General features: G+C 69.3%; 15 protein-coding genes and 1 tRNA gene. 6 read left to right on the top strand and 10 right to left on the bottom strand.

The genetic code is table 11. The features are described from left to right. Positions 1-13 precede the first annotated feature (13 nt). Positions 14-2,125: a prolyl oligopeptidase family serine peptidase gene (locus LVY72_RS13460; RefSeq protein ID WP_237821678.1), complete on the top strand. Its 2,112-nt coding sequence runs from the start codon at positions 14-16 to the stop codon at positions 2,123-2,125. A gap of 36 nt (positions 2,126-2,161) precedes the next feature. Here LVY72_RS13460 and LVY72_RS13455 read toward each other — a convergent pair whose 3' ends face one another. The 6 genes from LVY72_RS13455 to LVY72_RS13430 all read right to left on the bottom strand — a co-directional run bounded on the left by LVY72_RS13455 (position 2,162) and on the right by LVY72_RS13430 (position 9,394). Continuing rightward, complete coding sequence (locus tag LVY72_RS13455) at positions 2,162-4,501, bottom strand: multicopper oxidase domain-containing protein (protein ID WP_237821676.1); 2,340 nt, start codon at positions 4,499-4,501, stop codon at positions 2,162-2,164. Beyond that, a complete protein-coding gene (locus LVY72_RS13450) occupies positions 4,498-5,202 on the bottom strand; it encodes a DUF4352 domain-containing protein (protein ID WP_237821675.1) in 705 nt (234 codons plus the stop codon). Before LVY72_RS13450 ends, LVY72_RS13455 begins: the two co-directional genes overlap by 4 nt. Positions 5,203-5,316: 114 nt before the next feature. Next, positions 5,317-6,072, bottom strand: coding sequence for an SDR family NAD(P)-dependent oxidoreductase (locus LVY72_RS13445; protein ID WP_237821672.1), 756 nt, complete (start codon positions 6,070-6,072; stop codon positions 5,317-5,319). 67 nt (positions 6,073-6,139) lie between these two features. Continuing rightward, positions 6,140-8,011: a D-apionate lactonase family protein gene (locus tag LVY72_RS13440; RefSeq protein WP_237821670.1), complete on the bottom strand. Its 1,872-nt coding sequence runs from the start codon at positions 8,009-8,011 to the stop codon at positions 6,140-6,142. Between the two features lie 160 nt (positions 8,012-8,171). Then, a complete protein-coding gene (locus LVY72_RS13435; protein ID WP_237821668.1) occupies positions 8,172-8,915 on the bottom strand; it encodes a FadR/GntR family transcriptional regulator in 744 nt (247 codons plus the stop codon). A 98-nt stretch (positions 8,916-9,013) separates the two neighbouring features. Then, positions 9,014-9,394: a nuclear transport factor 2 family protein gene (locus LVY72_RS13430; RefSeq protein ID WP_237821666.1), complete on the bottom strand. Its 381-nt coding sequence runs from the start codon at positions 9,392-9,394 to the stop codon at positions 9,014-9,016. A 356-nt stretch (positions 9,395-9,750) separates the two neighbouring features. Between LVY72_RS13430 and LVY72_RS13425 the strand changes: the two genes are divergently transcribed. The 4 genes from LVY72_RS13425 (at position 9,751) to LVY72_RS13410 (ending at position 13,046) form a co-directional block, all read left to right on the top strand. Beyond that, positions 9,751-11,109: an MFS transporter gene (locus LVY72_RS13425; protein ID WP_237821663.1), complete on the top strand. Its 1,359-nt coding sequence runs from the start codon at positions 9,751-9,753 to the stop codon at positions 11,107-11,109. After that, positions 11,106-11,903 carry a sugar phosphate isomerase/epimerase family protein gene (locus tag LVY72_RS13420; RefSeq protein ID WP_237821661.1) on the top strand — a complete coding sequence of 266 codons (798 nt, stop codon included), beginning with the start codon at positions 11,106-11,108 and terminating at the stop codon, positions 11,901-11,903. Before LVY72_RS13425 ends, LVY72_RS13420 begins: the two co-directional genes overlap by 4 nt. Before the next feature lies 1 nt (position 11,904). After that, entirely contained in the window at positions 11,905-12,765 is an 861-nt protein-coding gene (locus tag LVY72_RS13415; protein ID WP_237821658.1) for a phosphogluconate dehydrogenase C-terminal domain-containing protein, read from the top strand. A 192-nt stretch (positions 12,766-12,957) separates the two neighbouring features. After that, positions 12,958-13,046 (top strand) — tRNA-Ser (locus tag LVY72_RS13410). Between the two features lie 70 nt (positions 13,047-13,116). Here the strand turns inward: LVY72_RS13410 and LVY72_RS13405 are convergent. After that, entirely contained in the window at positions 13,117-13,461 is a 345-nt protein-coding gene (locus LVY72_RS13405; RefSeq protein ID WP_237821656.1) for a DUF6176 family protein, read from the bottom strand. Positions 13,462-13,675: 214 nt separating this feature from the next. Between LVY72_RS13405 and LVY72_RS13400 the strand changes: the two genes are divergently transcribed. Further along, entirely contained in the window at positions 13,676-14,818 is a 1,143-nt protein-coding gene (locus LVY72_RS13400; RefSeq protein WP_237821654.1) for a GGDEF domain-containing protein, read from the top strand. Between the two features lie 155 nt (positions 14,819-14,973). On the opposite strand, the gene LVY72_RS13395 is transcribed toward LVY72_RS13400, so the two are convergent. The 3 genes from LVY72_RS13395 to LVY72_RS13385 form a co-directional block, all read right to left on the bottom strand. Beyond that, entirely contained in the window at positions 14,974-16,680 is a 1,707-nt protein-coding gene (locus tag LVY72_RS13395) for an amidohydrolase (RefSeq protein WP_237821652.1), read from the bottom strand. Between the two features lie 76 nt (positions 16,681-16,756). Further along, positions 16,757-18,220, bottom strand: coding sequence for an APC family permease (locus tag LVY72_RS13390; protein WP_237821650.1), 1,464 nt, complete (start codon positions 18,218-18,220; stop codon positions 16,757-16,759). Positions 18,221-18,245: 25 nt separating this feature from the next. Beyond that, positions 18,246-19,019, bottom strand: a complete 774-nt coding sequence (locus tag LVY72_RS13385; RefSeq protein WP_237821648.1) for an SDR family NAD(P)-dependent oxidoreductase — start codon at positions 19,017-19,019, stop codon at positions 18,246-18,248. Positions 19,020-19,038 lie beyond the last annotated feature (19 nt).

Raw genomic sequence — 19,038 nt, 5'->3', positions numbered from 1 at the left:
TAGGATAGTGACCATGACCCAGGACACCGCGCACGAACCGCACGACGAGTTCATCTGGCTCGAGGACATCTACGGCACCGGCCCGCTGGACTGGGTCAGGGAACAGAACGCCCGCACCGAGGCCAAGCTGGTGGACGAGCAGTTCGCGGAGCTGGAGGCTGGCATCCTCCAGGTGCTGGACTCGGAGGACCGCATCCCCATGGTCGCCAAGCGCGGCGGCTGGTACTACAACTTCTGGCGCGACCGCGCCCATCCGCGCGGGCTGCTGCGCCGCACCCGCTGGGAAAGCTACCGGCAGGACACGCCCGACTGGGAGGTGCTGCTGGACGTGGACGCGCTTGCCGCGGCCGAGGGCATCGAGTGGGTCTACGCCGGCTCCGTGTTCCTGCGCCCGGCGCAGGATGCGGACGGCCCCGGCGAGTACCGCCGCGCGCTGCTGCGGCTCTCCCCCGACGGCGGCGACGCGGTGCGCATCCGCGAGTTCGACGTCGAGGACCGCGCCTTCGTCGACCCGTCGGCGGGGGGCTTCGACATCCCGGCGGCCAAGAGCTACGTCTCCTGGCTGGATGCGGACAGCATCCTGCTCGGCACGGACTTCGGCCCCGGCTCGCTGACCAGCTCCTCCTACCCGCGCAGCAGCCGCATCCTGCGCCGCGGTACCGCAGCGGCGGCGGCCGAGGAGTACTTCGAGGTGCCCGCGGACCACATGCTCGCCTTTGCCGGCCACGACGCCACCGCAGGCTTCGAGCGGGACGTGGCCGTGGACATGATCGACTTCTTCAACTCCCGCACGTACCTGCGCCGCGGCGGCGAATGGGCCGCCATCGACGTCCCGACGGACGTGAACGTGGACCTGCACCGCAACTGGCTGCTGCTGCGCCCGCGCACCGACTGGATCCTCGGCGGCACCACCTATCCGGCCGGCTCGCTGCTGGCCGCGGAACTGGAGCGGTTCCTGGCCGGTGAACGCGAACCGGCGGTGCTGTTCCGCCCGGACGAGCGCACCTCGCTGCAGTCCTGGAGCTGGACCGAGCACTACCTGCTGCTGAACCTGCTCTCCGATGTCTCCTCCCGGATCCTGGTGCTGGACCCGGCCGCCGGCTGGGCGGCCAGGGAACTGGCCGACTGCCCGCCGCTGCACGCGGTGGAGGCCACCGGCGTCGACGACGAGGACGGGGACGACTACTGGCTGGTGGCCACCGGCTTCCTGACCCCCTCCACCCTCTCGCGCGGCGGCCTGCGCCCGGCCCGGGACGGCGCGCAGGGGGCCGGAACCGTGCCGGTCAAGGCCTCGCCGTCGTTCTTCGACGCCTCCGGCTACCGGGTCGAGCAGCACTTCGCCACCTCCAAGGACGGCACCCGGGTCCCCTACTTCCAGGTCGGGCCCAGCGGCCTGGTGCCCGACGGCGCCAACCCCACGCTGCTCTCGGGCTACGGCGGCTTCGAAATCTCGCGCACCCCGGCCTACAGCGGCACCGTGGGGCGCAGCTGGCTGGAGCGGCGCACCGCGGACGGCCGCGGCGGGGTCTACGTGCTGGCCAATATCCGCGGCGGCGGCGAGTACGGGCCGGACTGGCACCGGGCGGCGCTGCAGGCGAACCGGCACCGGGCCTACGAGGACTTCGCCGCGGTGGCCCAGGACCTGATCGACCGCGGCATCACCTCCCGGGAGCACCTGGGCTGCTCGGGCGGCTCCAACGGCGGCCTGCTGGTGGGCAACATGCTCACCAGCTACCCGCACCTGTTCGGCGCCGTCTCCTGCGGGGTGCCGCTGCTGGACATGCGCCGGTACACCAGGCTCTCCGCCGGCTACTCCTGGATCGCCGAATACGGGGATCCGGACAACCCCGAGCATTGGGAGTTCCTGCGCACCTTCTCCCCGTACCACCTGCTGCAGGCCGGTACCGACTACCCGGAAACCTTCATCTGGACCGCCACCTCGGATGACCGGGTGGGGCCGGTGCAGGCACGGAAGATGGCCGCGCGGATGCAGGACCTGGGCGTGGCCAACGTCTGGTTCCACGAGGCGCTCGAGGGCGGGCATGCCGGGGCCAGCGACAACCGGCAGGCGGCACGGCTGCAGGCGCTGTCGAATGCGTTCCTGTGGCAGGCGCTGACCCGCTGAGCCTGCCCCGGTGCCCCGCCGGCGGGGCACCGGGACTCACTGGGCGGTGATGGGGATCCGCCGGGTGAACAGGACCCTGCGGGTGATCCAGTCCATCAGGGTCACGGTGAGCCAGAAGGTCCCGGGCCCCGGGGGTTTGAGCAGCATGTCGTAGCGCTCGGCCGCGCCGAAGTTGAGCTTGCTGGTCATCAGCCGCACCGGCGGCGCCGCCCCCGTGGGGCTGGAGGTGTCGCGGAACGGCCTTCCGTCGTGGGAGATCAGTTCGGCCATGACGGCCGGCCGGCCGGCTGCATCCGTGAAGCGGACGTCAACCGGGAAGTAGTTGGCGTTGAGCAGCCGCAGCAGCGTGGGCTTCTTCACCGGATGCGGCACCACGTTGGCCCGGATCCGGGACAGCAGCTGGGGTCCTTCCTTCTTCTGCGGATGCGCGAATTCCCCGCCGAGCAAATAGAAGTGGCGCGGCTGGAACCGGTCCAGGCCGGCGTCGTCGCCGGAGAGCCCGGCCGCGTGATTGAGCTGGTGCCAGCGTGGGTCCACCGAATAGGGCACCAGGATGGTTTCGGTGTCGATGTCGTATTCCGGCCCGTCGACGAAGGCACGTCTGGCCCCGGCAGACGCCGGGAAGCGCGGATGCACCTTCGGGTCGATGATCAGCGGACCGAACATCCCCATCTGCACGTGCAGCGTGGTGTTGACGTGGCAGTGGTAGAAGTACGTGCCCGAGGCGCCGAAGTTCGGGTTGCCCGGCCGGCCCACGTCGGGCTGCCACTGGTAGGTGTACTGGCCGGAGACCTCGAAGGAGGTATGCCCCACCCCGTCGTTGCGTGGATCCGGTTCGATGCCGTGCCAGTGGATGGTGTGCACCCGCTTGCTCGGGTGCACTGTGCCGTGGAATACGTCCCCTTCGGTCAGGCGGACCAGCGGCGCCGGGAAGATGCGGCCCGAATCCTCCGTCTCGAAGGTCCACATCTCGAACTCGCCCCGGTCGTCGAAGACCATCTTGCGGTTGAAGAACTTGAAGTCCAGCGCCACGTCCGGGTCCTGCCGGAATTCGGTTTCGGGGTGGCCTTCGTGGATCTGGTCGGAGCTGAAATCGACCTGGCTGCGGTACAGCTCATGGACATGGCCGGCTTCCGGCACGTCGACCGGTGCGGCAACCGTCCAGTGTCCGACCAGCCCGCCCGGATACATGCCGCCCACCGCCACCTGGGACGGCTCGGCGTGGCAGTGCATCGGGTAGTCCCAGTCGACCCGCCGGGCGTTCCAGACCGCGTCGGTCGTCTCCGGCGGGCGCCGGACCGGCAGCACGGAGTCCTTCCGGTCCAGCGGATGGACCTCCACCACGTCCTCCCACTGCTGCAGCACCACGTGCCCTTCGGCGTCCACGAAACCGCCGCTGCGGGGGAAGTCCTGCCCGTTGCGCCGCACGGTCCAGATGTGGTTGCCGTGGAAGTGGAGCTGGTGGTGGACGACGCCGGCATTGACGAAGCGCATCAGCTGTCCGGTCCGCAGCGTGTCCGCCGTCGTCACCTGGCTGAAGTCCCGGACGTCGACCTGCCGGGCGGAGCCTGACATCAGGGAGTCCTCCTCACGGATCCGGTTCAGCTCCTTGTCCGTGCTGATGCCCAGCGATTGGAAGCCGCTGCGGCCGTTGAGCGTGAAGTAGCGCGGGAAGACCGGGGTCTTTTGCGGGTCCACGATCTGCTGGCGGGAGGCGATCCGCGCCCAGGCCGGGTCCACGTTGTGCAGGATCCAGACCCACTGCCGTTCGAATTCGGGGCCGGCCGCGTGGCTGCGCCAGGCCTGGCGCGGATCCATCACCAGCAGGGCACCGAACAGCCCGAGCACCCGCTGGACCGGATCCTTGTTCGGATCCTTGGGATCGGCCCCAGGATCGCAGTACACGTAGGTGCCCGGTGCCGGCGCCTCGAACTCCAGCGTGGAGGTCCGGCCCGGGGCGATGCTGCCGGTGCCGCGGTGCACTCCCGTCCCGCCGACGTCGAGGAACTGCAGCACGTGCGGCTGGGCCAGGTTGTTCGTCACCCGCAGGCTGATGGTGCTGCCGGATTCGGCGATCAGGGTCCGTTCCGGGAAGTAGCTGGCCCAGAACCGGCGGCGGACCAGGAACTGGCCGGGATTCGCCGGATCCTGGAGGGCCGGTTCGGGCCGACCCTTCGGCGGCGCGGCGGCATTGAGCGGATACAGCCGGCTCGCCACGATCCGCCCGTCGGCGGTGAAGACCCGCGGCTTGACCGCGAGGCTCGGCTTGGGGTCCTGGACCGAGGTCGGCCGGTCCCCAAAGCCGCGGTGGTAGACCAACGCCCCGTCCACCATCGGCAGGAATCCCTCGTTAATGTGGATCTGCAGCGGGCTCATGCGTGCTCCCTGATCGCGGCGAAGGCCGGCAGCGGCAAGGCAATGGCCGCGTCATCGAACGGATCGGTGAAGTCCAGCTCGAATTCGGTGGCCTCCTGCGGCGCCAGATAGCTGACCCAGGTCAGCACCGTCTCCCCCGGGCCGATGGCGCCTGGTGACCGGCCTGCATCCTGGGGTGTGATCGTGGCCGGTGCCCGGCCTGCCCTGAGCCGGAGCTGGCCGGGCGAGAACAGCATTGGCCCGGCACCGGCGTTGTGCACCTGGAGCTCGACGATCACGACGTCGCCCCAGGTGTGGTTTTCCGGCGGCGGCCAGCGGGTCCCCGGAATACTGTGGCCGGACACGCCGCCGGCATGGTCATGGACCGACGGCTCCCGCACGCCCGCCCCGCCGGCTGGTCCGGCCGCAGGCCCTTTCGTCAGTAAGGCCAGGGCGGACTCGCCGGAGGCGAAGGCCGGACGCCCGTCGGTCCCCAGCCGGGCCAGCCGGCCGGCCCGCAGCAGCTGCAGCGACCCGAAGGATGTGGCGGCAGCTGCTGCGGCGCCGGTGCGCGTCCTGGCGTAGATGCCGAAGGCGCCCCCGGCGGCCAGCAGCACGGCGCCGCCGCCGATCAGTAGGCCGAACTGGCGGCGGGAAAGCACCGGGGCGGCGATCCCGTCCGCGCCGGCTTCCGCTGCCTGCTGTGCATCGTGCAAGTCCATCTCCCCACCCGCTACCCCGCTGCCGTGCCCGGTGCCGACACAGTGATCTTGCTGCCGGGGTCTTGGGAAAAGGATGGGAGGCCGCTCCCGGGGCCCCGGTCCGGGCGGGCGGATTCAGAGGGCGGTCAGGCCGCCGTCGACGGTGAACAGCCCCCCGGTGGCATAGGCCGAATCGTCGCTGGCCAGGAACACCATGATGCCTTCGACGTCGGCGGCCGTGCCCGGCCGGCCCAGCATGGTGGCGTCCACCAGCCCTGCGCGGCTGGCCGGGTTGGAGGCGATCGCCTGCACCAGCGGCGTCTCGGTGTAGCCGGGAACCACGGTGTTGACCCGGATGCCCTCCGCGGCATAGTCGGCGGCGACGACGCGGGCCAGCCCGTGCACGCCGGCTTTGGAACTGGAATACGCGGTGAAGGTCTGCCCGCAGGCGACCACCGCCGTCGGGCTTCCGGTGCAGATGATGGAACCGCCGCGGCCCGCCAGGGCGCGGACCGCATGCTTGAGCGTCAGGAAGGCACCCCGCTGGTTGACGGCGACGGTCTTCTCCCAGACCGCCAGGTCCAGGTCCCCGACCTTGGCGTCCTGCCCGAACAGCTGGACGCCGGCGTTGGCCACCACGATGTCCAGCGGACCGTCCGCGGCAATGGCGGCATAGGCCGCTTGGACGCTGGCCTCGTCCGAAATGTCCATCGCCAGGGCCGCGGCGCTGCCCGGTCCGGCGGCCGCGGCGGCCTGCCGGGCAGCGTCGAGATTGATGTCGGCGAAATAGACCCGTGCCGCTTCGGCCGCGAAACGTTGGGCCACGGCCAGCCCGATCCCCGATCCGGCCCCGGTGACCAGCGCGGTTTTTCCTGCAAGACGCCCTTCCATTGGTTCTCCTTCTCGGTTGCTGCCGGCGGGCCGTGGCACGCCGCGCGACTTGGTCCGGCCCGGCCGCTCAGCCGGCCCCCCGGCCGATCCGGACCAGCATGGTGGACCAGGGCTGCAGGGCGAGGCGGAGCCGGCGGCCGTCCCGGGCGGTGAGGGTTCCCGACGAGCCGGCGCCGGCTCCGAGCACCGTTGCCTCGGCGGCGTCGCTGCCGGCCGGCAGCAGGACCTCGGTTTCGGCCGGCCGCGGCGAGAGATTGCCGGCGAAGAGCAGGATGGCCTCCGGCGTGCGGACCGGGTAGAGGGTCACGGCACCGGTGGCCGGCACCGCCAGCACCGGCGCGCCCCGCAGCGCGGCCAGGCGCCGGAGCAGTTCCCCGACGGGGTAGAGGGTGCCGTCCGCAGCGGATATGCCGCGCGGCCCGGCGGTCTCGAAGTAGCACACCGAGGCCACACCGTCGAGGGACAGGGCCGCGATGCTGGCCAGCGTCCAGGCCGCCGTGAACGGCTCGGCCTGCAGTTCGTCGCTCTCCGCGGCCGGACCGTTTCCGGAGCTGGCCACCGCATTGAAGCGCGGCCGCAGCGTCACCGGCCCGACATGCACCGGGCGGCCGGCCGCCAGCCGCAGGGCCTGCTGCGCGGCCAGCCGCTGCATCGGCACCGTCTCGACCAGGTGGCGGACTTCGGTGCTGTGCATCTGCGGCGTGATGCTGAAGGTCAGGGCGTCGGCAGCCGTCGGCAGCCGGCCGCTGTTGCGGTTCAGTTCGGTGAAGTGGGCCCGGGTACCGGCCAGCAGTTGGCCGCGGAAGCCGGCCCTCAGCAAGGCGGACCTGGCTGCCGGCCAGGCTCCTGGCTCGGTGACGTGGCTGGCCGGGTCGAAGACCGCCAGCCGGGCGATGCGGCCGGGCCAGTCCGCCAGGGCGGCCGCCGTCCGTTCCGGTGCGGCCGTCACTACCCGCACATCCAGGGCGGCGCCATGGCGTGCCGCCTGTCGGGCGGCGGCGTCGAGCCGCGTTTCCCACTGGTCCTCGGGCCCGGTGAGTTCCACCAGGATGGCGTCCAGCCCCGGCAGCGGAGGCAGTGCCTCGTGGTTCGCGCCGACGCCGGCACCCTCGCCGGCCGCGAGGGCCAGCGGCGGGACGCGGGACACGGCGCCGCCGATGGCGGCCGGTTCCGCCCTGCCGGATCCGCCGAAGGCGGTTTCGACGGCGGCGGCCCTGCCGGCTGCCGCCTGCAGCCTCAGGCCCTGGCGGACCAGGTCGCCGGCGCCCACGGACACCGGAAACGGCCGGGACAGCGGCGTGCTGTAGGTCTTGAAGCTGGCGTCGGTCCAGTTGCGCTGGTCCTCCGTTTCGAACACGTCGCCGGTGAAGGAGAGCGTGAACACCGTACCGGCGTCGGCCCATTCCAGGGCGGCAATGTCCAGGAATGGCTGGTGTGGGCTGATCTCCACCGGAAAGTGCGCGGGCACCGCGCTGCCGTCGGTGCCGATGACCGTCACGGCCCGTCCGGCGTCGCCGGGCGGGTGCAGGACGACCAGGCCGATCCGGTTGCTGCGGAACCCGGCCACGGCGTGTCCGTCGAAGTGGACCTCCACCGCCTCCGGCGCCAGACGGACCGTGAGGCGGCCGGCGTACCGGGCGCCGTAGCCGGCATAGCCGACCTGCAAGGATACCTGCAGGCCGGCCCCGTTCCCGGTGATCTCCAGGTGCTGCACCGAGGGCTCCAGGGTGCGCCAGTCATGGTCCCGGACCACGGCCCGGACCGCCCGGAGAACGGTGCGGCCGCGGTAGGCTATCGGCCCGAATTCGTCCCCGACGAGGTCCACCGTCCAGGGCCCGGCGGTCAGCGTGCGCACCTCGGGGTCGAGGCGGGAGCTTACGGCCCGGGCGGCACGGGGCGCGGGCTGGCTGGAGGCTGGGGCCGGCTGTTGGGAGGACACGTCGCTGCTCTCTGCCGGGCCGGGGCCCGCTCGGCGGCGGTTCCGGGCGTAGTGGGTGCAGGTTCCCCTGGCGGGGTTCTGTGACTCAGACCATACCGATTATGGGAGTGCCGCCCCTGCAAGTCAACCGGTTGACCAATCCTGGGGAGGCTGCCGGCGGCTACCGGGCGGCGTCGAATCCCGCCAGCAGGCGGCGGGCCGCCGTCTCCATGTGGGACTGCATGGCGCCGGCAGCCGCGCCGGCACTGCGGGCCTCGAGGGCCTGGAAAATCTCCCGGTGCTCGGCCAGGGCCGCGGCCGCGTGGCCTTGGTCGGTCAGGGCACGGTCCACCCAGATCCGCAGCAGGGACCGGATGCTCTGCAGCAGTTCCTGCAGCACCTGGTTTCCGGAGCCGGCGGCAATCTCGCGGTGGAACGCGGCGTCGGCCTCCACGAAGACGGCCAGGTCGCCCAGGTTCTCCGCCATGGTGGCCAGGTTCGCCCGCATCCGGTCCAGGGCCGCGTCGGTGATCCGCAGCGCCGCCAGCTGCGCGGCCTGCACCTCGAGGCCGCCGCGGAGTTCGACAAGCTCCCGCGTCCTGGGCTCGCCCAGCATCAGCCCCCAGCTCAAGGTCCGGGGCAGCAGCTCGGAAGCGCCGTCGCGCAGGTACGTACCGGAGCCGGGCCGGACCACCACGATGCCCAGGATCTCCAGGGCAGCCAGCGCCTCGCGCACCGCCGACCGGCCCACCCCCAGCGAGGCGGCCAGCTGGCGCTCGGCGGGCAGCCGCGTTCCGGGCGCGATCTCCCCGCTGGTGAAGTACGCCAGCAGGCGTTCGGCCACCTCGGAAACCACCGAGCCCTGGCCGACGGAACCCAGTGCGGCACTGATCTTGGCCGATGCGGCGGCGGATTCTGCGGACACCTTCACAGCCTAGCAATCCCGCCGCCTGCAGCCAGCCCTAGGGAAACCCTGAATACCTGCCGCCGTGGCCATCGCACCATGCACCGGACCAAGGGGCCCTACCGCGGCAGCCGTTCGTTCAGCGCCTTGTTCACCGGCGCGAAGTCGATCCGGTCCAGGATCAGTTCGATTTCGCGGATCCTGTCCGCATTGATGGTGAGCAACTCGATGCACTTGACCGCACCGGCAGCCGTGTCGGTGACGAAGTCATACACCACGCAGGCCCGGTCCCCGGCGGTGAAGACCTCCCGGATCTCGTTGCGGACCAGGACCGGGAGAAGGCGCTTGAGGGCGGTTGTCCAGGCGACCTTATCGAAAGCCGCGCCGGCGAAAGTGGCGGTGAGATCATCCTGGAGCAGGTATTCAAGTGCCCCCAAATCGTGGGAGCCCACGGCCTGGATGTAGGAGCGTGCGGTCGCTTCGACGACGGAGTCGGACATGGCGGTTCCTTTCCTGGGCGGCGCGGCCCAACCACTAGCCATGGGCACACCCGGCCGGTGGTAGGCGGCGTGCCCGCGCCGGCGGACGGGTGCCTCTATCATCGCCCCGATCAGTCAGGGACATCGGCAGCTTCCCGGTCAGGCCGCGGAAGTGTCCCGCAGCGCCAACCGGTCCCGCCTGACGCGAAATCTCCAAACTCCCCGATAAATCAGTCAACCGGTTGACCAATTTACGATTACCAACTATGGTGTAGGTCACACGTACGGCGGGAATCCCCCACGGACACGCCCCACGGCACCCGCACTCCGGCATCCCCGGCCACAGGCCGGCGGAACAGCAACCACCAGGAGTCAATGTGGACACCACCCCCTCAGCAATTGAAAAATCCGCGATCCGGAAAGTGGCCCTCCGGCTGGTGCCGTTTGTCGCCGTAATGTTCTTCATCAACTACCTGGACCGCACCGCCATTGCCTTCGCCGGCCCCGGCGGCATGAACGACGGCCTGGGCCTCTCCGCGGCACAGTTCGGCTTCGCCTCAGGCGTTTTCTTCATCGGCTACATCCTCCTGGAGGTGCCCAGCAACCTGGCCCTGCACAGGTTCGGCGCCCGGCGCTGGCTGGCCCGGATCATGGTCAGCTGGGGCATCGTGTCGCTGCTGTTCACCTGGGTCGGCAGCATGGAGCACCTCTACATCCTGCGCTTCCTGCTCGGCGTGGCGGAGGCAGGATTCTTCCCCGGGGCCATCCTCTTCCTCAGCCTCTGGGTCCCGTCACGGCACCGGGCCAAGATCCTGGCCCTGTTCTACCTGGCCCAGCCCCTGACCACCGTGATCGGAGCGCCGCTGGCCGGGGCCCTGATGCAGCAGCACGGCATCTTCGGGCTGGAGGGCTGGCGCTTTATGTTCTTCGGCGTCGCTATCCCCGCCATCCTCATCGGCGTCGTGTCCTGGTTCTACCTGGCCGATTCCCCCGCCAAAGCCAAGTGGCTCACGGCCGCGGAAAAGACCTGGCTCACCGGCGCGCTGGCGCGGGAAAAGTCCGCGACCACCACCGCCCACCGGCACGTGGGCATCCGCACCGTCTTCGGCAACGGCAGGGTCTGGATGCTGGCCACGATCTACTTCGGCTTCATCTACGGCCTGTACGCGCTGGCGTTCTACCTGCCCACCATCATCACCGGCTTCGAGGACCTGTACGGCACCACGTTCAACGTGTTCCAGAAGGGCCTGATCACCGCCATCCCCTACCTCCCGGCCGCCGTGGCCCTCTACCTCTGGTCCCGGGACGCCACCCGGCGCGGCGTGCGCACCTGGCATATCGCGCTGCCGGCCCTCATCGGCGGGCTGAGCATCCCGCTGGCGCTGTTCGCCGGATCGCCGGCGGCCACCATCGCCGTCATCACGGTCACGGCGATGGCCATCTTCGCCGCGCTGCCCAACTTCTGGACGGTGCCCACCCAGTTCCTGACCGGGGCCGCCGCGGCAGCCGGCATCGCCCTGATCAACACCGTGGGCAACCTGGCCGGCTTCAGCGCCGGATACATCACCGGCTGGCTCAAGGACTGGACCGGCAGCTACACCGCGCCGATGTTCGTGGTGGGAGGCTTCATGCTCCTCTCCGCCCTCCTCATGGTCGTCCTCAGCCGCACCGGCCAGGCGGGCCCGGACAGTACCGGCCCGTCCCCCGTCCTGACCGAATCGGGAGCCCGCCGGTGAGCGGCATCGGCCTGAGCAGCTATGCCTTCTTCTGGCAGCTCTCCGATAAGGTTTCGGCCCCGCTGGACCTGCACCAGGTGCTGGAGCGGACCGCCGGCCTGGGCGTGGACCTGTTCCAGATCTGCGACTACGCCCCGCTGGAGTCCATGGCGGACCGGGAGCTGAAGGCCGTGCGGGCCACGGCGGACTCGCTGGGCATTGCGCTGGAGCTGGGCACCAAGGGAATCCGTCCGGAGCACCTGCAGAAGTTCCTGCACATCGCCGGTATCCTGGACGCCCCGCTGCTGCGGACCATGTTCAAGGTTCCCGGGCATTCCCCCACCGTGGACGAGGCCACCGCGATCCTCGCCGGGATGCTGCCGGCCTTCGAGGCAGCCGGGGTGAAGGTCGCCGTCGAAACCTACGAGCAGGTGCCCACCGCAGACGTGCTCGAGGTCATCCGCCGGGTGGCCAGCCCTTCGCTGGGCGTCTGCAGCGATCCGGCCAATACCGTGGCCGCGCTGGAGATGCCGCGCGAGGTGATCGACGCCGTCGCACCCTATGTCCTCAACATGCACATCAAAGACTTTGCGTTCAGCCGCAAGGAGGGATGGGTCGGGTTCACGTATTCCGGCGCACCGCTCGGCGAAGGCCTGCTGGACTATGACTACATGGTCCGGAAGCTGCAGCCGCAGGAAAGAAACATCAACCAGATCGTCGAACACTGGCTGCCCCGGCAGGACTCCGAAGCGGAGACCATCCGGCTGGAAAACCAGTGGACCGCACAAAGCCTCGATTTCCTCAGGAGCAAATGAAATGTCCGCAGCACAATTGACCGTCGCCGTCATCGGAGCCGGAGGCAAGATGGGGATGCGCGTGTCCGCGAACCTCCAGAAGTCCGGCCACACCGTGTTCTACGCCGAGAACTCCCCCGCCGGGCAGGAGCGTGTGCGCGCCGAAGGCCGGGAAGTCACCGGCACCGACGACGCCGTCAAGGACGCCGACGTCGTGATCCTCGCCGTCCCGGACATCGTCCTGGGCGTCGTGTCCGAAGGCGTCGTGCCGCAGCTGAAGTCCGGCGCCATCCTGCTCACCCTGGACCCGGCCGCCGCCTACGCCGGCCTGCTGGCCCGGCGCGAGGACGTGGTCCAGGCTGTGGCCCATCCCTGCCACCCGTCCGTGTTCCTGGAACGCACCACCAAGGAGGAATGGGCCGACACCTTCGGCGGCCAGGGCGCCCCGCAGAACGTCGTGGCCGCCATCGACGAGGACGTCGCCGAGGCCGTGCGGGCCCGGGCCGAGGCCGTGATCCGGGTCATCTACGCGCCGGTGATCGATGTCCACTGGGTCACCGTCAAGCAGCTGGCCGTGCTCGAACCCACCCTGGTCGAAACCGTGGCCTGCATGATCGGCACCCTGCTCAATGAAGCCCTGCACGAAACCGTGCACACCGTGGGGGTCCCGGAGGAAGCCGCCAAGGCCATGCTCTTCGGCCACGTCCAGATTGCCCTGACCAACGCCCTGCGCGGCTCCAACCCGTTCTCCGAGGCGTGCGAAATCGCTATCCAGTACGGCCGGGACACCCTCATCAAGGACGACTGGAAGAAAATCTTCGACGACTCCGAACTGGACAAGGTGATCGCGCGGATGCTGAAGCTGCAGGCCGTCAGGCACTGACCCGGGGCACGGCGCCCCGCCCCCACCCGGCCGCGGGCGCAGCCGGCGCCCCGCGGCCGGGGCCGGGGCGCCGTCGTGTCCGGTATTGGTCCGGTGGCCGCCACGTCCGGCACGGACAGGGCAATAGCCCGGCGGGTTTTGCTCTTCGGGGGCACTTCTGGGTAATCTAGGTGGGCTGGAAACAGCATAAATGGAGACGTGCCAGAGCGGCCGAATGGACTTCACTGCTAATGAAGGGTCGGGGTTAAACTCGACCGGGGGTTCAAATCCCCCCGTCTCCGCGTCAGGCCCCCGCTTAACGGCGGGGGCCTTTTGCGTTGAGTGCCCCTTGGGCGTCCGGGTCCTCCGGCGTCAGCGCTGGTGGTAGTCCAGATAGACGGTGGCCGGCGGACGCTTCAGCTGGTCGGAAGTAATGCCGTGCAGTTCGGTGATCTGTGCGCGGAACCAGACATCGTACGGGTCCTCCGATCCGGCCAGGATCGCGAAGGCCCGGTCCAGGTCCTCGGCCTCATGGAACAGGCAGACGAAGTCGCCCGCGGGCGTCTGCATCAGGCCGGCTACTTCCCGGACCATGCCCATGCGCCGCCGCGAGGCGACGTGTTCGGCCTGCCGCGCGCCCATCAACTCCTGCGTAAAGGCCTGCCAAGCCTCGAGCTTGCCATCGAGAATGGGGGCGAACCAGGTGACGGCTTCCATGGACTCCTGCCTTCCGGATCATTGTGGCAGCACTGGCGGGTGGTGGTATTGGCATCGTTGTCCCCGGCGCCGGGCCCGTCAAGGGCACGACGGCGGCGCCCGGGCACCGCGCCCCGGTGCCGCCGTCGTGCGCTCCCGTGGCGTGCCGGACATACAGGCGGTGCTGCTGCGATACTGGACCCGGCATATATCGATTAACCGGTGGGACCTGGATATGACCCTCGACACCGCAACCCTGCGGGTCGCCTTCGCCGTGGTGGCACTGACCCTGTTCATCCTCTTCTACCTGGTCACCTACCGCCGCACCCGCTCGGCCTACAGCGGCTGGTGGTGCGCGGCCATCACCCTGTTCCTGACCGGGTCCTCGGCCTACCTGCTCAACGGCACCGCCCAACAGTTCTGGGCCAACCCGGTGGGCAATGTCCTGACCGTGCTGGGGGCCGCCTGCGTCTGGGCCGGCGCGCGCACGCTGCGGGCGGCGACACCGAAGCTGTGGCAGCTGGCGGCCGGCCCGGCGGTGGTGGCCGTACCCTCGGTGCTGGATCATCCGGCCACCAATAATTGGGCCGGCGGTCCTTTCTTCCTCGCCCTGATGGCACTGCTGATCGGCCTGTCGGCGGTCGAACTGTGGCGCCTGCCGCCGGACTACACCTGGCTGCGGAGGCCCCTGGCCTTCTCCGCCGGCTTCGTTGCGCTCTATTACGGCGGCCGGTGCCTGGCGTTCCTGGCCGACGGACCCCAAGGGCGCATCTTCCTGGCCTTCTTCGGCACGGTTCCCACCACGCTGCTGCACATGATGCTGCTGGTGGTCGTCTCCTTCAGCATGGCGGCCCTGAGCCACGAGCAGGTCACCCGGGAACTGCGCGCCCGGGCCAGCCTCGACGGGCTGACCGGCCTGCTCAACCGCACCGCGTTCCTGGACCTGGCCGACGACGAGCTGCGCCGGCTGCAGCGGACCGGCACCCCGGGGGTGCTAATCCTGGCCGACCTGGACCATTTCAAGTCCATCAACGACCGGCACGGGCATGCGGCAGGCGACGCCGCGCTGCAGTCGTTTGCCGCCGCCTGCACCGCCACCGTCCGTTCCACCGACCTGGTCGGCCGCTACGGCGGCGAGGAGTTCGTCCTGCTGCTGCCCGGGGCCGAGCCGGGGCAGGCCAAGGACGTGGCCCGGCAGATCAGCCTCAGCCACCGGCGGAGGCAGCCGCAGGACGGCTTCCGCATGCCCACCGCCAGTTACGGCATCGCGGCGATCGATCCCGGCGCCGACAACCTGGCCGCGGTCATCGCCGCCGCCGACGGCGCCCTGTACAAGGCGAAGTCCCAGGGCCGCGACCGCGCCGTGCTGGCCAGCTAGCGCCGCGGCGAGCGAAGCGAGCTAAGAGAGCGGCCCGGGGTTCCCGCGCGCGGAGCGCCTGGGGTAGGCCGCGAACGGGGAGGGCTGCGACGCGGAGGCTTGGTGGTTCATTCCGCTGTCGGCGGCCGGATCATGGGCGCCGCCCGCAGATTTTCCTAGCTGCTGCTGCGAACCATGTCCGAGGTATGGGCGGAGCCGTCAGCATCGCCGGCGTCGTACACGAGGCGGCCTTCAAAGTACGTCTGCAGGACCTTGGTCTTGTGGATGGCGGACGGATCTTCACGGAAGATGTCCTGGTCAAGGACGATAAAGTCCGCAGCGAGTCCCGGCCTGAGCATGCCGGTAACCTCGCCCAGCCCCATGGCGGCGGCAGGGTTGCGGGTGAAGGCGGCGACAGCCTGCCGGAGGTCGATACCCTGGCCGGCGTTGAGCTCGCCGGCGACCGAGGGATCGGGACTGCGCCGGGTGACCATGGTTTCCAGGCCTGTCCACGGGTCCGGAGTCGGCGCCGCGCACGGCCAGTCCGATCCGCCGGAAACCAGGGCCCCGTCCTCGAACAGGTCCCGCAGAGGCCAGGACTTGTCGAAGGTTTCGGCAGGGATCTGCTTGGCGATGCTTTCCTGGATGACGGAGGGGAACCACAGGTATGGCGAGGCGTCCGGCACGACCTGCAGCTCGGCGAAGCGGCGGAGGTCTGCGTCATCGATGTACTCGACGTGGGCAATCTGGAAGATGGCCCCATAGCCGCGGCTCTTGCGGACCGCCTCGACGGCGTCGAGCACCCGGCGGACGGCGGCATCTCCGGTGGCGTGGAGCTTGGCGTGCAGCCCGCGGTCGACCAGATCCTCTAAGGACCTGACCAGGTCAGCAAGCTCCCACAATGACTCGCCGGTAAAGTCCGGCTCGTGGGTGGGGTGGCTGCAGATATAGGGATGGAGCATGGCGGAGGTCCGCGTCATCGGGACCCCGTCGAGGACGTATTTGGAGAAGTCCGGGCGCACATGCTCGCTGCGGTGTTTCGACCCGATCTCGTAGAGGTCCGGGCCGGTGATGCCCGGTTCGATGAAGGTGCGCGACGGCATGGAGGCGACGACCTGCGCGGTCAGTTCCCCCTGTCCGTCAAGGTGGTGGAGCGTCTTGAGGGCGTAGTCCATGGTCGCTGCCTCCTGGACGGAGGTGATGCCGAAGGAGTTCAACGTACGGATCGCCGTCTTGAGTGCCACGGCGTTGTACTGGTCCAGGTCCCTGATGGAGGCCGCCGCGGCGGCTTCGGCGAGGCCGCCGGCCAGCTCATGCAGGACGCCGGTGAGGTTTCCTGCGTCGTCGCGGACATAGGTCCCGCCCTCGAGATTCGGTGAATCCCGAGTAACGCCCATGACCTCCAGAGCGCGGGAGTTGACCCAGCGATTGTGCATGGAATCGTCGCGCAGCATCACGGTGTGGCCCTGGGCTGCCTCGTCCAGCAGCTGAAGATCCTGGACGGTGATGTCGTCCATGACCGTCGACCCCACAATGCCCCCGACGACCCACTCTTCCGGGCCGAGCCGCTCCACCCAGGCGCGTACTTTCGCAAAGATTTCAGCGGTCGAGTCGGTCGGCAGGAGCGGCAACTCGAAGGCCAGCTGGCGGCCCCCGAGCCCCAGATGGGCGTGCACGTCGACGAGACCGGGCAATGCCAGCCGTCCCTCAAGGTCCAGGACCGGCACGGAACCGCCTGCCAGGGCCCGGAGCTCGGCCTCCGTACCGACCGCCTTGATCTTGCCCCCGGAGACGACGAAGGCCTCTGCCCACTCATGGTCCGGGTCGCTCGTGTAGACCGGCCCACCGGTCACGATGAAATCGATCGGGGAATCCTTTGCCATGTTCACTCCTTGATTTTCGAATCTGAACTTCTGCACCTCGGCATGGATGCGAAAAGGGTGCCCGCCACGGGGAGTCCTACTGGTGGGCCTCGGGGACGTTGTCCTCGAAGCGCTCGAGGTCGTGGTTGAGCCCGTCGTACACCTCAGGCCGGTTCCTGCGCAGATACGCGGCCCACAGGAGCCCCCCTGCGAGGGCGGCGAGCAGCAGCAGGGGCAGGCCGGCAATGATCGGCGCGTCGGAGCCGGCCAGGACGGGAAAGTTGATGATGGCCAGGACGACGATCACCAGGAGCCCAAGCAGCCCGATGCCTGGCGCGATGAGGGTGGAGAAGAGCCGCCGATCCCGGGTACGGCGGAAGTGCACGACAATGGCGACGGCGGCGAGCAGCTGGAGGGTGATGATGCCCAGGGTGCCGAAACCGGTCATGCTTGGCACCAGGGACGTGATGGGGTCGAGCCCGGCCAGGGCGAAAAGGCCGGCCACGGCGGTGGCGAAGACGAACTGCACGATCGAGGCGCGCTCGGGGACTCCGTTGTTGCGGGTGCGGCTGAGGCTCTGCGGCAGAATGCGTGCCCGGCTGAGGGAGTAGATGTAGCGGGTTGCGGAGTTGTGCAGGGCCATGAGCGCGGCGAAGAGACTGACCAGGAGAAGCGCCATCATCACGGTAGTGAGGGCGGCACCAAGGTAGCTGCTGGAGAGGGAGAAGACGAGGTCGCCCGCTTCCAGATGCCCCAAGGCAACGTCCTGGGCCTGTGCGGCGCCGGTGGCGCTGACGATGGCCCAGGTGGTGAAGGCCGCGAAGACGCCGATGAAGCCGATGGCCACGAACGTGGCGCGCGGGATGGTGCGTTTGGCATCACGGGCCTCTTCGCTGAAGAGGCCCGTGGCCTCGACGCCGACGAAGGCGTTGGAGGCGAAGAGGAATGCGATGCCCACCGCGCCGGAGAACGCGACGTCGGGCTTGAAGACGTCAAGGTCGAACCCGTGGGTGAAGAGCACCGCGAAGTCGAAGACCAGGAGGATGAGCACTTCGCAGACCAGCGAGGCTCCGAGCACCTTTGCGCTGAAGCCGATGCCTTGGCGGCTGAGCGCGAAGGCTGCGACCACAGAGATGACCGCCCAGATATACCAGTGCAGGTCGAGTCCGGTCAGCTGCGCGATCACGGTCTGCGCGAAGAAGCCGATCGTGCCTACGGCGCCGGCAACGAAAAAGTTGTAGCCGATCATGGCCACGAGCCCGGTGACGAGTGCGGCGGGCCGGCCCAGGCCCCGGAGCACAAAGGAGTAGAAGCCGCCGGCGTTGACGAGTTCACTCGACATACGGGCGTAGCCGGTGCCGAACAGCAACAGTACCGCCGTCACGGCAATGAACGACGCGACCATGCCGCCGCCGTTGCCCAGGGCGATGCCGATGGCGGTGATGACGACGATGCCGGTCAGGGGTGCGACGGCGGCCAGGACAAGGAAAGCCACGCCGAAGACCCCGAGGGAGTTCCTCGACAGGGCGTCATGCTGGCTGGTGGTGGCTGGGGCTGTCATCGGTCTGCCTTTCGCAGAAGAGAGGTCATGCAGGGAAGGAGGAGCGGCCGGTGTAGCCGAAATCGGACAGCAGGTTCACGCCGTTGATGGCACGTGAGCGGTGGGACGACAGGTAGCCCACGCTCCAGGCGATGTCTGCCGCTTCCTGGACCGGGTATGCCGCGTCGGTGAAGGAGTCGACACCCAGTCCGCGGCGGGCCATCGGCGTGTCCACGATCGACGGGCATACGCTGTTGACCCGGATCCCGTGGACGTCGAAGAGCTCGACCGCCAGGGCACGGGTGAGTTGGACCAGCGCACCCTTTGACGCGTTGTAGGCCAACATCCCCGGTACCGCGACGAAGCCCGAGTCCGAGCCCACGATCACGACGTTTCCGGCGTCGGCCCGCTTCAGGTGCGGCAGTGCGTGCCGCACCGCCAGGAAGGTGCCGACGACATTGATGTCGAGGACATCCCGGAAGGATGCTGCAGTGACGTCCTCGCAGGCCGCCCCCATCTCGCCCTCCGTGCCGGCGGCCGCCACAAGGGTGTCGATGCCGCCCATGCTGCCGGCGAGTTCGTCGATGACCATCCCAATCCGCTGCTCGTCCCGGACATCGGCGCAGGCGGCCTCGATCCTTCCGTGGGCCGATCGGCCCAGCTCCTCGGCAGCGGCTTCGAGTCTGGCCGGATCGCGGCCGATGATGCCGACGCTCGTGCCGGACTCCAGGAAGTATTTCGCCACGGCGAAGCCGATCCCGGAGGACCCGCCGGTTACTACTACCCGCTTGGGGAGCCCCCCGTTGTCGTGTTCCGTCATCACATCTGCTCCGGTCTTG

Origin of the sequence: Arthrobacter hankyongi, from assembly GCF_022012395.1 — a bacterium.
GTDB lineage: Bacteria > Actinomycetota > Actinomycetes > Actinomycetales > Micrococcaceae > Crystallibacter > Crystallibacter hankyongi.
The sequence above is the reverse complement of the archived record's forward strand: the minus strand, read 5'-3'. Positions and strand labels throughout refer to the sequence as shown.

Coding starts and splice junctions, on each gene's coding strand:
- LVY72_RS13460 (WP_237821678.1), top strand. CDS start 14: ATGACCCAGGACACCGCGCACGAACCGCACGACGAGTTCATCTGGCTC.
- LVY72_RS13455 (WP_237821676.1), bottom strand. CDS start 4,501: ATGAGCCCGCTGCAGATCCACATTAACGAGGGATTCCTGCCGATGGTG.
- LVY72_RS13450 (WP_237821675.1), bottom strand. CDS start 5,202: ATGGACTTGCACGATGCACAGCAGGCAGCGGAAGCCGGCGCGGACGGG.
- LVY72_RS13445 (WP_237821672.1), bottom strand. CDS start 6,072: ATGGAAGGGCGTCTTGCAGGAAAAACCGCGCTGGTCACCGGGGCCGGA.
- LVY72_RS13430 (WP_237821666.1), bottom strand. CDS start 9,394: ATGTCCGACTCCGTCGTCGAAGCGACCGCACGCTCCTACATCCAGGCC.
- LVY72_RS13415 (WP_237821658.1), top strand. CDS start 11,905: ATGTCCGCAGCACAATTGACCGTCGCCGTCATCGGAGCCGGAGGCAAG.
- LVY72_RS13405 (WP_237821656.1), bottom strand. CDS start 13,461: ATGGAAGCCGTCACCTGGTTCGCCCCCATTCTCGATGGCAAGCTCGAG.
- LVY72_RS13400 (WP_237821654.1), top strand. CDS start 13,676: ATGACCCTCGACACCGCAACCCTGCGGGTCGCCTTCGCCGTGGTGGCA.
- LVY72_RS13395 (WP_237821652.1), bottom strand. CDS start 16,680: ATGGCAAAGGATTCCCCGATCGATTTCATCGTGACCGGTGGGCCGGTC.
- LVY72_RS13390 (WP_237821650.1), bottom strand. CDS start 18,220: ATGACAGCCCCAGCCACCACCAGCCAGCATGACGCCCTGTCGAGGAAC.
- LVY72_RS13385 (WP_237821648.1), bottom strand. CDS start 19,019: ATGACGGAACACGACAACGGGGGGCTCCCCAAGCGGGTAGTAGTAACC.